This window comes from Ensifer sp. BR816 (assembly GCF_000378985.1).
In the GTDB taxonomy this organism is placed as follows: domain Bacteria; phylum Pseudomonadota; class Alphaproteobacteria; order Rhizobiales; family Rhizobiaceae; genus Sinorhizobium.
The window spans coordinates 3,223,975-3,237,709 of record NZ_KB905370.1; the positions used below are offsets into that span (position 1 = coordinate 3,223,975).

General features: G+C 63.6%; 14 protein-coding genes. 1 reads left to right on the top strand and 13 read right to left on the bottom strand.

What is annotated here, in order from left to right; genetic code table 11:
• Positions 1–22: 22 nt before the first annotated feature.
• The 5 genes from RHIBR816_RS37965 to RHIBR816_RS0115400 all read right to left on the bottom strand — a co-directional run bounded on the left by RHIBR816_RS37965 (position 23) and on the right by RHIBR816_RS0115400 (position 4,224).
• On the bottom strand, positions 23–196 hold the full coding sequence (locus RHIBR816_RS37965; RefSeq protein WP_018237457.1) for a hypothetical protein: 174 nt from the start codon (positions 194–196) through the stop codon (positions 23–25).
• Between the two features lie 10 nt (positions 197–206).
• A complete protein-coding gene (gene kdpA, locus RHIBR816_RS0115385) occupies positions 207–1,910 on the bottom strand; it encodes a potassium-transporting ATPase subunit KdpA (RefSeq protein WP_018237458.1) in 1,704 nt (567 codons plus the stop codon).
• Between the two features lie 33 nt (positions 1,911–1,943).
• The gene (locus RHIBR816_RS34200) at positions 1,944–2,033 is read right to left on the bottom strand and encodes a K(+)-transporting ATPase subunit F (RefSeq protein ID WP_018237459.1); all 90 of its coding nucleotides are present in this window, start codon (positions 2,031–2,033) and stop codon (positions 1,944–1,946) included.
• 603 nt (positions 2,034–2,636) lie between these two features.
• Entirely contained in the window at positions 2,637–3,503 is an 867-nt protein-coding gene (locus RHIBR816_RS0115395) for a DUF4118 domain-containing protein (protein ID WP_157628191.1), read from the bottom strand.
• Positions 3,504–3,756: 253 nt separating this feature from the next.
• The gene (locus RHIBR816_RS0115400; RefSeq protein ID WP_018237461.1) at positions 3,757–4,224 is read right to left on the bottom strand and encodes an SRPBCC family protein; all 468 of its coding nucleotides are present in this window, start codon (positions 4,222–4,224) and stop codon (positions 3,757–3,759) included.
• 340 nt (positions 4,225–4,564) lie between these two features.
• Here RHIBR816_RS0115400 and RHIBR816_RS0115405 point away from each other — a divergent pair, with 340 nt between their 5' ends.
• Complete coding sequence (locus tag RHIBR816_RS0115405; RefSeq protein ID WP_018237462.1) at positions 4,565–5,584, top strand: AraC family transcriptional regulator; 1,020 nt, start codon at positions 4,565–4,567, stop codon at positions 5,582–5,584.
• An 88-nt stretch (positions 5,585–5,672) separates the two neighbouring features.
• Here the strand turns inward: RHIBR816_RS0115405 and RHIBR816_RS0115410 are convergent, their stop codons facing one another.
• The 8 genes from RHIBR816_RS0115410 to RHIBR816_RS0115445 all read right to left on the bottom strand — a co-directional run bounded on the left by RHIBR816_RS0115410 (position 5,673) and on the right by RHIBR816_RS0115445 (position 13,728).
• The gene (locus RHIBR816_RS0115410; RefSeq protein ID WP_018237463.1) at positions 5,673–6,428 is read right to left on the bottom strand and encodes an SDR family NAD(P)-dependent oxidoreductase; all 756 of its coding nucleotides are present in this window, start codon (positions 6,426–6,428) and stop codon (positions 5,673–5,675) included.
• Between the two features lie 16 nt (positions 6,429–6,444).
• Positions 6,445–7,206, bottom strand: coding sequence for an SDR family NAD(P)-dependent oxidoreductase (locus RHIBR816_RS0115415; RefSeq protein WP_018237464.1), 762 nt, complete (start codon positions 7,204–7,206; stop codon positions 6,445–6,447).
• 10 nt (positions 7,207–7,216) lie between these two features.
• Entirely contained in the window at positions 7,217–8,251 is a 1,035-nt protein-coding gene (locus RHIBR816_RS0115420; RefSeq protein ID WP_026187032.1) for a proline racemase family protein, read from the bottom strand.
• On the bottom strand, positions 8,251–9,726 hold the full coding sequence (locus RHIBR816_RS0115425) for an aldehyde dehydrogenase family protein (RefSeq protein WP_018237466.1): 1,476 nt from the start codon (positions 9,724–9,726) through the stop codon (positions 8,251–8,253). The genes RHIBR816_RS0115420 and RHIBR816_RS0115425 overlap by 1 nt, the downstream gene beginning before the upstream one ends.
• 30 nt (positions 9,727–9,756) lie before the next feature.
• A complete protein-coding gene (locus RHIBR816_RS0115430) occupies positions 9,757–11,004 on the bottom strand; it encodes an FAD-binding oxidoreductase (RefSeq protein ID WP_018237467.1) in 1,248 nt (415 codons plus the stop codon).
• A gap of 29 nt (positions 11,005–11,033) precedes the next feature.
• On the bottom strand, positions 11,034–12,068 hold the full coding sequence (locus RHIBR816_RS0115435) for a proline racemase family protein (RefSeq protein ID WP_018237468.1): 1,035 nt from the start codon (positions 12,066–12,068) through the stop codon (positions 11,034–11,036).
• Between the two features lie 87 nt (positions 12,069–12,155).
• Entirely contained in the window at positions 12,156–13,034 is an 879-nt protein-coding gene (locus RHIBR816_RS0115440; RefSeq protein ID WP_018237469.1) for a dihydrodipicolinate synthase family protein, read from the bottom strand.
• Positions 13,035–13,062: 28 nt separating this feature from the next.
• Positions 13,063–13,728, bottom strand: a complete 666-nt coding sequence (locus RHIBR816_RS0115445) for an amino acid ABC transporter permease (RefSeq protein ID WP_018237470.1) — start codon at positions 13,726–13,728, stop codon at positions 13,063–13,065.
• Positions 13,729–13,735 lie beyond the last annotated feature (7 nt).

Sequence of the window (13,735 nt, forward strand, 5' to 3'; positions counted from 1 at the left end):
GAATGTTTGTGCACGCCCGCGATCAGCTCGCGGCGAGCAGATAGGTGAACGCCTTGCCGATGACGACGAGCAGCGTCATCCCGGCCAGGACCAGGCAGAGAATGGTCGAGACCCGCGGCGGCGGCGCTTCTCCCCGCGCCGGATTTGCGGCGCGCGGGTAGATCGGCTTGCGTGATTGACGGACGAGTTGAGCCATGACGTCACCCTTAGAAGGTTTGGCCGAGGAGCATGGCGAGATGCTCGACGATCGGGCCGACCGCGAGCGCCGGGAAGAACGTCAGGCCGCCGACGATCAGGATGAGGCCGCCGAGCAAGCCGACGAAGAGCGCGCCGTCGGTCGGAAACGTGCCTGCCGAAGCCGGGACGGTCTTCTTGGCGACGAGCGAACCGGCGATCGCCAGGGCCGGGATGATGACGAGGAAGCGGCCCATCAGCATGGCGATGCCGAGCGTGAGGTTGTACCAGGTCGTATTGCCCGTCAGGCCGCCGAAGGCCGAGCCGTTATTGGCCGCCGCCGACGTGTAGGCGTAGAGGATTTCCGAGAAGCCGTGCGGGCCGGGATTGGCGATCGACGCCACGGCGTCCGGGAGCACGACCGCGATCGCGGTCAGGACCAGCATTGCGAGCGGCAGGCACAGGATGGCAAGAACCGCCATCTTGACCTCCTTCGCCTCGATCTTCTTGCCGAGGTATTCCGGCGTACGACCGACCATCAGGCCTGCCACGAAGATCGCCAGGACGACGAACAGAAGGATGCCGTAGAAGCCCGCGCCGACGCCGCCGACGATGATCTCGCCGAGCTCCATATTGATCAGCGGGATGAGACCGCCGAGCGCCGTGAAGCTGTCATGCATGGCGTTGACGGCGCCGCAGGAGGCCGCCGTCGTGATCACGGCGAAGAGCGCCGACAGGGAAATGCCGAATCGGACTTCCTTGCCTTCCATGTTGCCGCCTTCGAGGCCAAGCGCGTGGACGAGCGGATTGCCGGCGGCCTCGGCCCAGTAGCAGACGACGACGCCGACGAGGAACAGGGCGCCCATCGTCGCGAATATCGCCCAGCCCTGGCGCTGATTACCGACCATGCGGCCGAAGACGTTGGTGAGTGCCGCTCCGATCGCGAAGATCGACACCATCTGGATGAAGTTCGAGATCGCGTCGGGGTTCTCGAAGGGATGGGCGGCATTGGCGTTGAAGAAGCCGCCGCCATTGGTACCGAGCATCTTGATGGCGATCTGCGAGGCGACCGGACCGAGGGCGATCGTCTGCTGCGCACCTTCGAGCGTCGTGGCCTCGACATAGGCGCCGAGGGTCTGGGGCATGCCGAGATAGACATAGACGAGGGTCAGCAACACGCAGAGCGGCAGCAGAACGTAAAGCGTGGCCCTGGTCAGGTCGACCCAGAAGTTGCCGATCGACTTGACCGATGCCCGGGCAAAACCGCGGATCAGGGCCACGGCAATGGCGATGCCGGTCGCCGCCGAGACGAAATTCTGCACGGTAAGACCGGCCATCTGCACGAGATAGGACATCGTGCTCTCGCCGCCGTAGTTCTGCCAGTTCGTGTTGGTCATGAAGCTGACGGCGGTGTTGAAGGCGAGCTCGGGCGGGACGGCGGCCATGCCGGCCGGATTGAACGGCAGCGCCCCTTGAAGACGCTGGAGAACATAGAGCAGCAGGAACCCGGCCAGATTGAAGAACAGAAGGGCGGCCGCATAGGTCGTCCAGTGCTGTTCCTCCCGCTCGCTTGTTCCGGCGACGGCATAGAGGCCGCGCTCGACCGGACCGAAGATCCAGGAAAGAAGCGTGCGCTCGCCGTTGAAGACGCGCGTCATGTAGCCGCCGAGCGGCTTCACCAGCAAGGTGACGATCCCGCAGAAGACAAGGATCTGTATCCATCCGTTGATAGTCATGAGTATGGCTTTCCGAGCATTATGCCTTGGCGATCAGAACCGCTCCGGGCGAATGAGGGCGTAGGTCAGGTAGACGAGGAGGAACAGGGTCACTGCGCCACCGAGAGTGTATTCGACGAGCATCTTTCCGCTCCGCTGCTACAGCGCCGTGCGTCCTTTAGGACGCACAAAGGACGCTGTAAGTTTTCGAATCTACGCATCGAGCTTTCCGAAAATCGGGTCCGATTTTCGGGCCGATGCGCTAGAGGTTGCTGCACGCCCGGACGTAGGCAAACGATAAGGCGAAGAACACGATGCCTATGGCGAGAACGACAATGTCCATGTCGGCAATTCCTGTGCGTTGTTGCTACTGACGACGCGTCACCCGGTGGCAGCGCCGGGCCAGGTGATCGCAATGGCGTGCACGTCCCGGCCGCAAGCGTCGAGGCGATGCGGCGCGTGGATGAATCTTGGCAGGAATATGGCTCCGAACCGCATAAAGGTTCGAGAGAGGCACCACGGGAAAGAAATAGGATTCCTATAGGAATTCGGCTGGGCCGAGGTGCTGCGGCCGTAGCGGGCGCTATCGAAGCTGAGCCCGGCGAATAGCGACGAACGTCGCGATCGGAATACGCCCCGCGGCGAGGGATTTCGATTTGGAAGGAGAAGAACGCAGGGCTCAGCGCGGCCGTGTCGCCTACGCTGAACCGGGAGTGCGCGTCGACCGGGGCCAGCGTCGCTGTCGGCTCAGCGCACGGACCGAGCACCGTGGTCTACTGGGAAATGCTGACGGTCAAGCGCCAATGCCAAAATACTGCCGACGATATCGACGAGGGTATCGGGTGCCGAAGGCCGATCGTCGGGGTCGAATGCAAGACCAATAACAGCGCCATGTCCGGTGGTTTTCACAGGCCAGAAGTCAAAGCGCGAGGCGTCAGCCGGATAGACTCCGGCTCGCGCAATCGCTCCCGTTTCCAACGACGATCGCGCCGCCTCGTATTCCTGCTCCTGGGGCTCCATACCGCCGGCTCTGCCGACGGAAACCACCTCGTCCCTGTCGACGAGCATGACGACGACAGGAACTTTGAAGAGCGCTGCAAGCGCTTGGGTGGCGATCGAGACGATCGCCTCGACATCGGTGGCCGCGACAACATCACGGCTAAACTTTTGCAGCGCAGTCGCCTGCCTTCTCAAAAGCGCCGCATCGGTCGCTCTGCGCTCGGAGGTGAAGGCAACGTAGCTGACGACAAGTCCGACGACAAAGAGCAACGCTATCGCCCAGATGTTTGCCGGGTCATCGACGAGCAGCGAGTAGCGGGGCTCGGTCAGGAAGAAATTGTAGGAGAGAGCACCAAGCAGGGCCGCGCAAAGCGACGGCCCCAGGCCGAAGCCCACGGCGGCGATGACCACCGGCACGACGAAGACGAGGGAAAGGTTCGGGATCTTCACCGAGTTGTCGACGCCGACCGCCACGATCGTGGCGAGGACGGTCATCGCAAGTGAAGCAAGATAGCCCACGACAGCGGGGGAATCCGATGGCGCCGAGCTTGAAAGCGGATCGGCATTCGCCATCGGAAGGAAGTCCCGTCGCAGATTCAGTTTGGCATCGACCATGGTTCCAAACTCCTGCCCATATACGCCCTCTTGCGGGTCAACCCGTGTGAGCGGGTCCTCGAGCACCGGGCGTTGCATGATCCTTCTCACAATCTGCCGGTCGGGCGTCTCATCTCAAACCCGACTTCTCCAATTTTATTAAGGACCAGCTAGGAATTCCATATGAGGCAGAGCACGATAACATCAAGAAATCATAGGAATCGCCGCCGTCAGCCGCAGCGGCTTTGCAGGGCAACCCTCGATGCGACACTTCTTAGGTAGCCGCGGCTAGCCGAGCCACAAGACCTCGCCGGCCACGTTCCATGACCACTGCATGGTTCCAGCTGAAAACTGGCTTCAGGATGAAAGCAAGCCTGACCATCCACGGCTTGGTGACCTTGACGATCCAGTCATAGCGGACATTGCACTTCGCACCGTCGGGTCGCAGCGTCCATCGACCGAGACCCTCTAGCTCGCCCGAAGCCCTCCCCTCAATGACGGACAGCGGTTCTATCCGGGTCGTTTCCATGTCGAAGGCCAGCTCATAAGGCAATGCAGTGGACCATGTCATCCGGCGGACGGCGCCGATGCCGGTCTCGTCGCCCTGGCGCAGAAGCGTCACCTGCTTTACCGAGGGCCACCAGTCCGGCCAGCTTTCGGGCGTGTTCAGCACCCGCCAGACATCCTCGACCGAGGCGTCAATCGTCCAATTGGTAACAAGATGGAACTCGGTCGATGACATCGCAAATCCAGCTTTGCGCACGCGGCGGTCTGACGATACGGACTTGCAACAATAGGCCATCCGACCGGCAGCCGAAATAGCAGGGACCGGGCGTCCTCGAGAACGAATGCCAGGCACCCGGAGCGAGGCCAGGCCACCGGCGTGGTATCAGTGGCGCAAACTCGCGCGCGGATTCCGGAGGTCCGCTGGCAATGCCAGCCGAGCGTATATCCTGCTTTGCTGATAAGCTGCGGACCAGCCAGCGCGGCCATAAGAGGCGATGCGGCAGAGCCGGCCTTTTGTTGCTATACCGGCCGGAGCGCAGGCGAAAGCAGAATTCAAGCGACGGTCGGGATAGGGCATGCCAGAAGACAACACTCCGCACTTCTCATTTCGGTTTCGTGGGTCGTCCTTCGACAACATGATCGAAACGCTCGGGGGCGCTTTCGGGGCATTCAGCGCCGAGCCGGTCGGGCGAGCGCGGGATTTTCATTGGGGGATCGATCTCGCTGCCAGCGGCAACGCCGTCTTGCTCAGCGGTTATCATCAGGACGAGTTCCAGTTCAACATCGAGCCGACCAGCACCACGGCGGAGTATTTGTCGCTTGTCATACCACGCAATGGCGGAATGGGCGTGACATATGGAGGCCGCACCGCCGAGGCCGGACCGGGAAAGCTGCTGCTCTACAACAATTTCGAGCCAAACAGCGTGCTTATGCATGGCCAGGCAAATTTGATCGATGAATTGCTGATCAATTGGTCCGTCATTCTGCAGACTGTCGGCCAGATCTTCGAGAAGCCGCTCAACGGCTCTCTGGATCTGTTGCCGGAGTTGGACCTGACCACCCCGGCGGGCCAGACCATCGGCAATCTGGCGGCGACGATGATGCACGGCATGCGCGACGACGGCCCGTTGCTGCGCTCTCCGATGGCGATGGCGAATCTTACGCAGGCGCTGGCCGATCTGGTCGTGCGCCTGGTTCCCCACCGTTTATCGCATTTGCTTGACAGGAAGCCTTGCCTGATCGCCCCACGGCATGTCCGTCGTGCGATCGAATTCATGCAGGCCAATATCAACCAGCCGATCACGATACCGATGGTAGCCGAAGCGGCTGGCGTGTCCGTTCGAGCGCTGCAAACCGGCTTTCGCGCCTTCAGGGACACATCGCCGGCCGCTTACCTGATGACGCTTCGCCTGCAGGCAGCGCGACAGGACCTGCTTGATCCCGGGAACAATCAGGCTGTGAACGAAATCTGCCTGAAATGGGGGTTCTTCCATTTCGGGCGATTTTCAGCGGCCTACAGAGCGGCCTATGGAGAAAACCCTTCGGACACGAAGAAGCGTGCGGACGGGTCGCGCTACGGCGGCCCAAGACGATAGGGCAAACTGGAAGAGCTGAAGGCCAGGCCGGCAGCGAGGAGCTTCGACGGAGCCAGACGGCCGCATGCCGGCCGTTCGGCAGATGGTGTCAGGCCACAGCCTGGGCGCCGGTGATCTCGACCAGCGATCCGCACATGAATGCGGCCTCGTCCGACGCCAGGAAGGCTACAAGTGCAGCAACCTCCTCCGGCTTGCCTATGCGCCCGAACGGTACGAGCTTGTCAAGATCGGCGATCGTGCGACCGGATCGCCTCACACCTGCCTCGAGCATCGGCGTGTGGATTTCGCCTGGGCAGACCGCGTTCACGCGGATCTTGTGCGGAGCATAGTCGCGGGCGAGATTCTGGGTGAAGGCCGCAACTGCCGCCTTGGTGGTGTTGTAGGCGATATGGTTCGGTGCCGGGTAGAGGCCCCATTGCGACGCCGTGTTGACGATCGCGCCGCCGCCCGCCTCGACCATGTGCGGGATGGCAGCGCGGCAAAGGTGGAACATCGAATCGAGATTGACCGCAAAGCTCGTGTGCCAGTCCTCGTCGGTCAAGGACAGGAGGTTGCCGCGCCGGTTGATACCTGCGTTGTTGACGAGAATGTCGATGCGACCCTTTTTCGCGAATGCCTCCTCGATCAGGCCGAAACAGGGCTCCTTCCGGGATATGTCGGCGGCAATGGCGATCGCGGAACCGCCCGCCGCGACGATCTCGGCCGCGACGGCGTCGGCCGCGTCGGCGTTGACGTCGGAGACGACCACCAGCGCTCCCTCATCCGCCAGCCGCCGTGCTATGGCAGAACCGATGCCGCCGCCTCCGCCCGTTACGATGGCAACTTTGTCTTCGAACCTCTTCATGTGCCTCACCTCACTGTTATCGAATGTAACTGCCGCCATTGACGTCGAGCGTCGCGCCGTTCAACGAACGCTGCGACGGCCTGAGCGCGAAGGCGACGAGTTCGGCGATTTCGGAGGTCTCAGCCATCTCGCCGATCGGTATGTCGGCGACGGCGGCCTGCTTGCCGAATTTCGCGATGAAATCCTCGGCCATCTCGGTCCGCACCCAGCCGGGCGCGATCACCAGCGCCACGACGCCGTCGGCGCCGAAGCTGCGCGCGATCGACTTGGTGAGATTGACGAGCGCCGCCTTGGTCGCCCCATAGGGCATCGCATCGGCCGCATAGCCGCGCTGGCCGGCGCGGCTCGCCATGTTGACGATCCGCCCGCCGCCCTGCGCCCTGAAATGCGTAAGCGCCTGCTTGCAGAGATCGGCAGCCGCGAAGACGTTCACCTGAAACTCCTTCTGCCACGCTTGCCGCCACACCTCGGGGTCGGCGTCGATCGCAATCTCGGTGCGGATGCCGGCATTGTTGACGAGCGCATGGATGCGCCCCGCCGCCTCTTCCGCCCGGCGCCAGAGGTCGAAGGCCCCCTCGGCCGCCGAAAGGTCGGCCTGAACAAGGAACCCCTCGCCGGAAATACGCGCCAGCAGCGCTTCCGCTCCCGCCCGGTCGCGGCCGTAGTGGATGATCGGACGGGCGCCCTCTTCCGCCAGGCGCTCGACGATGGCAGCGCCGATGCCGCCGGAAGCTCCGGTGACGAGAACGGTCTGGCCCGACAGGGACTCGATGGACATTGTAGCCTCCTCAACCGAGCTGATCGACCTGCGAACCCCAGCTGTCGGAGAGCGCAAAGCCGCTCCTGAACGGATCCTCGTCGAAGACGCGGAGCTGTTCGCGACCGTAGATCCAGCCGCGCCCGCTGATCCGCGGCAGCACGGCGGGACGTCCGCCGACTTCGGTGACACCGATCGCCTCCGCCACGAATTCGCCGCCGATGATCGAGCGCGACGTCCGCCGATCGCCCACCGCGACCTCGCCGCGTGCGTAAAGCGTCGCGAGATTTGCCGAACTGCCGGTCCCGCAGGGGGAGCGATCGACCCGGCCGGGTTTCAGCGTCGTGCAGGTGCGCACCGCTCCGTCCGGCTCGCACCCGCGGAACATCACATAGGCGATCTCGTCGACGCCGGTGAGCGTCGGATGCCTCACCGCCACCTGCTCGGAGATCAGCGACTTCAGCTCGATCCCCGCTTCGGCCAGATAGCGCGCATTGGCCGGCGCGATCTCGCTTCCGACCTGATCGACGTCGACGATCGCGTAGTAGACACCGCCGAAGGCGATATCGACCTTGATGCGAGCCCAGCGCGGCGTCTCGATCTCCCGGTCCAGCGCCTCGGCGAAACTGGGCACATTGTCGAGGCTGACCGACAGGCAGCGGCCTTCCCGGCAGCTGGCGCGGGCGACGATCAGCCCGGCGGGCGTATCGAGACGCACGATCGTTTCGGGCTCCTGCATCGCGACGCGACCGCTTTCAAGCAGGGCGGTGACGACGCAGATGCAGTTGCTGCCGGACATCGGATGGGCACGGTCCGCCTGCAGCACGATGAAGCCGGCATCGGCATCCGGCCGCGTCGGCGCGACGAGCAGATTGACCGACATGGCGACGCTGGCGCGCGGCTCGAAGGTGACGAAGCGGCGGAGGCTGTCGTCGACCCGGTTGATGTGGTTCATCTTGTCGAGCAGGGTCGCGCCGGGAATTTCCGGCGCGCCGCCGACAATCACCTTGCCGATCTCGCCCTGGCAATGGACCTCGAGCAAATCAAGCGAACGATCCCAGTTCATCATTTGATGTACCAGGCCCACTTCTCGCCGGCGGCAAGGCGGGTGATCTGCTTCGTCTCAAGGTAGTTTTCGAGACCCCAGCGGCCGAGTTCGCGGCCGATGCCCGACTCCTTGTAGCCCCCCCAGGGCGCCTCGGTGAAGGTCGGCTGCGAGCAGTTGATCCAGACGATGCCGGCGCGGAAGGCGCTCGCGACGCGCTCGGCGCGGACGTCATCCTTCGACATCACCGCCGCGGCGAGACCGAAGCGGGAATCATTGGCAAGCTCGATCGCTTCCTCTTCGGTCGCGAACGGCTTGATGCAGACGACCGGCCCAAAAATCTCCTCGCGCCAGGCGTCGCTCTCCAGCGGCACGTCGGTGAGCACCGTCGGTTCGAGATAGTAGCCCTTGTCGAAACCTTCCGGCCGCTTGCCGCCGCAGGAAACCGTCGCACCGGCGGCCTTCGCCGCCTCGATCGCCGCGACGACCTGCTCATGCTGGCGCTTGGAGACGAGCGGCCCGAGCAGCACGCCGTCTTCGAGACCATCGCCGATCCTGATCTTCTGCGTCTCCGCGACGAGCCGCGACAGCAGCCGGTCGTAGATTCGCTCCTGGACGAGGACGCGCGACGTCGCCGAGCAGACCTGGCCCTGGTTCCAGAAGATGCCGAACATGATCCATTCGACCGCCTCGTCGATATCGGCGTCGTCGAAGACCACGAAGGGCGACTTGCCGCCGAGCTCGAGGCTGACGCGCTTGATGTCGCGGGCCGCCGCCGCCATGATTTTCGAACCGACCGGGCCTGAGCCGGTAAAGGCCAGCTTGTCGACACCCCTGTGATCGATGATAGCTTGGCCGGCGACCGAGCCGGAGCCGGTGACGATGTTGAGAACGCCCGGCGGCAGGCCCGCTTCATCGGCGATCGCGGCAAGTTCGAGCGCCGTCAGCGAGGTGACCTCGGCCGGCTTCAGCACGACCGTGCAGCCGGCGGCAAGCGCCGGCGCGACCTTCCAGGCCGCCATCAGCAGCGGATAATTCCAGGGAATGATCGCGCCGGCGACACCGATCGGCTCCTTGATCGCCTTGGAGGTGAAGCGGGCGTCGGCAAGCGCGATCGGCTCTTCCGGATTGTTGTCGAGCTGTTCGGCAAGCCCCGCATAGAAGTCGAAGCAGCCGGCCGCGTCGGCGACATCCCAATCGGCTTCGGGAAACGGCTTGCCGTTGTCGATGACCTCGAGACGGGCGATCTCCGCCTGCCGGGCGCGGATGCCCTCGGCAATGGCGCGCAGGTATTTTGCTCTCTGTGCGCCCGAAAGCTTCGGCCAGCCGTCCTTGTCGAAGGCGCGGCGTGCCGCCTTCACCGCGAGATCGACGTCTTCCGCCGTTGCGGCCGCGATCTGGTGAACCACTTCTTCCGTCGCCGGATTGACGACGTCGAACGTCCTGCCGTTCGCGGCCGGCGTCCATTTTCCATCGATATAGAGTTCGCTGCGCATTGTTCGCTCCATTGTTTCCCGCGCTCGCCGTCAGAACCGGTCGACGCGGTATGGTTTGAGATCGACCGGCGGCTCAGCGCCCGTCACGAGATCGGCGATCAGCCGTCCGGTCGTCGCCGCATAGGTAAGGCCCAGATGCCCATGGCCGGTGGCGTAGAAGATGCCGCGGTGTTTCGCGGAAGGGCCGATGATCGGCACCGTATCGGGAAGCGCCGGCCGGTGCCCCATCCACTCCGTCGCCTTCTCGGCCCGCAGATCCGGCAGCGCCTCCCGCGCCCGCTTGACCAGCACTTTCGCCCGCCGGTAGTCAGGCGCCGCCTCGAGACCGGCCATCTCAACCGTGCCGCCGACGCGAATGCCGCCGGCCGTCGGCGTCACCATGAAGGCGCGCGCCGGCCAGATGATCGAGTGGCGCATCGAAATGCCCGGCGCCATGATCTGGGTGTGGTAACCACGCTCGGTCTCGAGCGGGACCGGTTCGCCGAGAAGCCGCGCCAGCTTGCCGGTATAGGCGCCGGCTGCGAGCACGACTCGAGAGGCAGCAACCGAACGGCCATCTTTCAGGCGGACAGCTTTGACGCGATCCCCATGATCGAAACCCGCGACCTCGCCCTGCTCGATCCTGCCTCCGAGAGCGAGAAACTTTTCGCGCAGTTTCAGGAGCAGCTTGTAGGGGTCGCGGATCGAGCGGTTGTCGGGAAACAGCACCGCCTTGGCAATCTCCGTCGTCAAAGCGGGTTCGAGATCGCGGATGGCGTTGCCGCCGAGGACTTCGTGGCGGAAGCCGAAGCGCTCGAGACCCGCGATATGCTCGCGGTCAGCCCTGAACTCGGCCTCGTCCGCATAGAGGCTCAGGCAGCCCTCCTCGGTCAGCATGTCCGTCAGTTCCGCCGCCTGCAGCAGCGGCATCAGATCTTCGTAGACACGACGGCAAAGCACGGCGCCTGCCGCCTCCAGCTCTTTCACCCGCGACGGGCGGCTTGCTTCGAGAAACCGGAGGAACCACGGCGTGAGCTTCGGCAGATAGGAGGGGCGGATACGCACCGGCCCTTCAGGATCGACCAGCCATTTCGGCATTTGCGCCCAGACCGACGGCCGCGAGGCCGGCATGAATTCGGTGACGGCGATCGATGCCATGTTGCCGTAGGAGGCGCCCTTGCCGTCCGGATCCCGCTCGACGAGCACGGCGCCCTTCCCGCGGCGTTGCAACTCGTAGGCGATGGTGGTGCCGATAATGCCGGCGCCGACGACAACGACTGGACCCTCGTTATTGCTCATCATTTTCCTTTCTCGAAGTGGTGCTGCATTCAAACCGTGGTCATCCAGGTGTCGGCCACCGTGAAGCCCTCCGGATAGGGATCGGTCGGGTCCATGCCCATCTGGTAGAGACCGGTGATCCAGGCCTGACCGGCAATCGCCGGTATCACCGCGTCGTACGTCCCGACTTTCGTCAGTCCGTCGATTGTGCAGGTGAAGCGGCTGCCGGTGATCGACTCGTGAATGAGCGTTTCGCCGGGTTGGATAAGCCCTTTCTTATGCAACAGCGCCAGCCGCGCCGACGAGCCGGTGCCGCAGGGCGAGCGGTCGCAGCGCCCCGGCGAGACGACGACGCAGTTCCTCGCGATAAGCCGGCCATTCTCCCGGCGAAGCGGTCCCATGAACTCGGTGTTGGTGATCCCCGGTATGCCCGGGTTCTCGGGATGCTCGACGGTGAGCTGCTCGGCGGCCGCGAATTTGAGCTTCTGGCCGATTTCGCAGAGCTCGCGGGCTTCCGAGGGATCGATCGAGATGCCGAGGTCGGCGGCGTCGACCATGGTGTAGGTCATGCCGCCATAGACGATGTCGACCCGAACGGTCCCGAGGCCTGCGACTTCGATCTTGGCGTCGACATGGTAGCAGAAGGCTGGCTGGTTCACGAGCCGGACGCTCGTCACCTTGCCGTCCCTGCATTCGCAGCGCACCCTGATCAGGCCTGCTGGAGACTCGAGCGTCAATTGAGTGACCGGCTCCTGCATCGGCAGGATCCCGGTCTCGAGCAGCACCGTCGCCACGCACATCGTGTTCGAACCCGACATCGCCGGATACTCGGTCGTCTCCAGGATCACATAGCCCATGTCGGCTTCGGGGTGACTGGAGGGGAGCACGATATTGGCATTGTGCCATACGGCGCCGCGCGGTTCGAACAGCACCATCTTGCGTATGTCGTCCATGTGGGTTTCGAGATGAACCCGCTTGTCGAACATGGTCTCGCCGGGAACCTGGCCGACGCCGCCGACAATCACCTTGCCGCTTTCGCCTTCTGCATGGCAGTCGACCACCGAAAGGACCTTGCTGAAGCGCATCTCTCTAGCTCCAAAGCCGCGGAAAAATTGTCGAGGCGCCGCCTCCCTGATTGTCGAACGGCCGGGAAGCGGCGCTTCGACTGGCAATTACCAGTTCAGGATCGGCTCCATGGCGGCGCGGAACTCGGCCTTTTCATCGTCGGTCAGCGGCCCGAGCGGCGCACGGCAATTGCCGACGGGCAGGCCCTGAAGCTCGCAGCCATATTTGATCTTCTGCACGAACTTGCCGCTTTCGAGGATGTTCATCGCCCGGTAGAGCGTCTTCATCTGCGCCCGCGCCTTGTCGAGATCGCCCGAACGGAAGGTGCGGTCCAGGTCGCAGCAGGCCTTGGCCATGCAGTTCGACGGCCCGCAGATCCAGGAATCGGCACCCCAGAACATGAAATCGAGGGCGATGTCGTCGGAGCCGGACACCAGCTGGATGCGCCCCTCGTAGCGGCTGGCGATGTCGACCGCGCGCTGCAGCACGCCCGAGCTTTCCTTGATGCCTATGACGCGCGGATTGTCGGCGATATGGTCCATCAGCTCGAAGCTGATGTCCGAACCATCCTTGGCCGGATAGGAATAAAGCACCAGGTTCACATCCACGGCATCAAGCACTGTCTCATAGTGCCGGATCAGTTCGGCTTGCGTCGGCCGGGTGTAGAAGGGCGGGGCGAGCAGCACAGTGTCATAACCGATCTCCTTGGCGATCGCCGTCTGCTCGATGACTTCGCGGGTGGCGGGGGCATTGGTGCCGGCGATCAGGATTTCGCCCGGCTTGGCGAAGTCCTTGACGAATTGCAGCACGTCGCGGCGCTCTTCCGTGGACTGGCTGAAATACTCGCCGGTCGAGCCGTTGGGAACCCAGCCGGTAACACCGGCCTCGCGCAGATGGGCCAGCAGCTTTTCAAAGGCCTTGAAATCGACCCTGTTGTTCGCGTCGAACGGGGTGACGAGGGCGGGCATGACGCCAGACAGTTTCATCGGATGTCTCCTTTCGAAAGAGTTCGGTTCAGATCGCCAGCTTGGCGAGCACGCGCCGCTCGACGAGCGTGACGGCACGGGTAAGCGGGAAGGCGATGACGAAGTAGATGAGAGCGACGACCGTCAGTACCTCGATCGGCCGCGCCGTATTGTTGGAAATGTTCTGGCCAACGAACATCAGATCGGCCATGCCGACGGCGGAAACGAGCGCGCTTTCCTTGAACAGGCTGACGCAGTTCGAAAGCAGCGTCGGGATGGCGCGCAGCACCGCCTGCGGCAGGACGACGTTGGTCACCTGGACGCGGCGCGGCAGGCCGAGTGCGACGCAGGCGTCGAACTGTTCCGGACCGATCGATTTCAGCGATGCCCGAAAGGTCTCGCTGGTGATCGCGCCCATGTAGAGGGTGAGCGCGATCACGCCTGAGGTGAGGTTGGAGAGCTCGACGCCGAGGATCAGCGGCAGGCAGAAGAAGATCCAGAAGAGCTGGACGAGCACCGGCGTGCCGCGGAAGAACTCAACGTAGACGCTGGAGACGGCGCGCAGAATGGTGCTGCGCGATGTGCGGGCGAGGCCGATGAAGAAGCCGAGACTGCAGCCGAGAACGATGCAGATCAGCGTCAGCTTGATGGTCATCCAGAGGCCGACAAGCAGCGCTTCCTGGAAACGAAGGATGATGGAAAAGTCGAGGGCCATGGGTGTT

Excerpts from the sequence above, each read along its gene's own strand:
- RHIBR816_RS37965 (WP_018237457.1), bottom strand. The coding sequence starts at position 196 with ATGGCTCAACTCGTCCGTCAATCACGCAAGCCGATCTACCCGCGCGCC.
- kdpA (WP_018237458.1), bottom strand. The coding sequence starts at position 1,910 with ATGACTATCAACGGATGGATACAGATCCTTGTCTTCTGCGGGATCGTC.
- RHIBR816_RS34200 (WP_018237459.1), bottom strand. The coding sequence starts at position 2,033 with ATGCTCGTCGAATACACTCTCGGTGGCGCAGTGACCCTGTTCCTCCTC.
- RHIBR816_RS0115395 (WP_157628191.1), bottom strand. The coding sequence starts at position 3,503 with ATGGTCGATGCCAAACTGAATCTGCGACGGGACTTCCTTCCGATGGCG.
- RHIBR816_RS0115400 (WP_018237461.1), bottom strand. The coding sequence starts at position 4,224 with ATGTCATCGACCGAGTTCCATCTTGTTACCAATTGGACGATTGACGCC.
- RHIBR816_RS0115405 (WP_018237462.1), top strand. The coding sequence starts at position 4,565 with ATGCCAGAAGACAACACTCCGCACTTCTCATTTCGGTTTCGTGGGTCG.
- RHIBR816_RS0115410 (WP_018237463.1), bottom strand. The coding sequence starts at position 6,428 with ATGAAGAGGTTCGAAGACAAAGTTGCCATCGTAACGGGCGGAGGCGGC.
- RHIBR816_RS0115415 (WP_018237464.1), bottom strand. The coding sequence starts at position 7,206 with ATGTCCATCGAGTCCCTGTCGGGCCAGACCGTTCTCGTCACCGGAGCT.
- RHIBR816_RS0115420 (WP_026187032.1), bottom strand. The coding sequence starts at position 8,251 with ATGAACTGGGATCGTTCGCTTGATTTGCTCGAGGTCCATTGCCAGGGC.
- RHIBR816_RS0115425 (WP_018237466.1), bottom strand. The coding sequence starts at position 9,726 with ATGCGCAGCGAACTCTATATCGATGGAAAATGGACGCCGGCCGCGAAC.
- RHIBR816_RS0115430 (WP_018237467.1), bottom strand. The coding sequence starts at position 11,004 with ATGAGCAATAACGAGGGTCCAGTCGTTGTCGTCGGCGCCGGCATTATC.
- RHIBR816_RS0115435 (WP_018237468.1), bottom strand. The coding sequence starts at position 12,068 with ATGCGCTTCAGCAAGGTCCTTTCGGTGGTCGACTGCCATGCAGAAGGC.
- RHIBR816_RS0115440 (WP_018237469.1), bottom strand. The coding sequence starts at position 13,034 with ATGAAACTGTCTGGCGTCATGCCCGCCCTCGTCACCCCGTTCGACGCG.
- RHIBR816_RS0115445 (WP_018237470.1), bottom strand. The coding sequence starts at position 13,728 with ATGGCCCTCGACTTTTCCATCATCCTTCGTTTCCAGGAAGCGCTGCTT.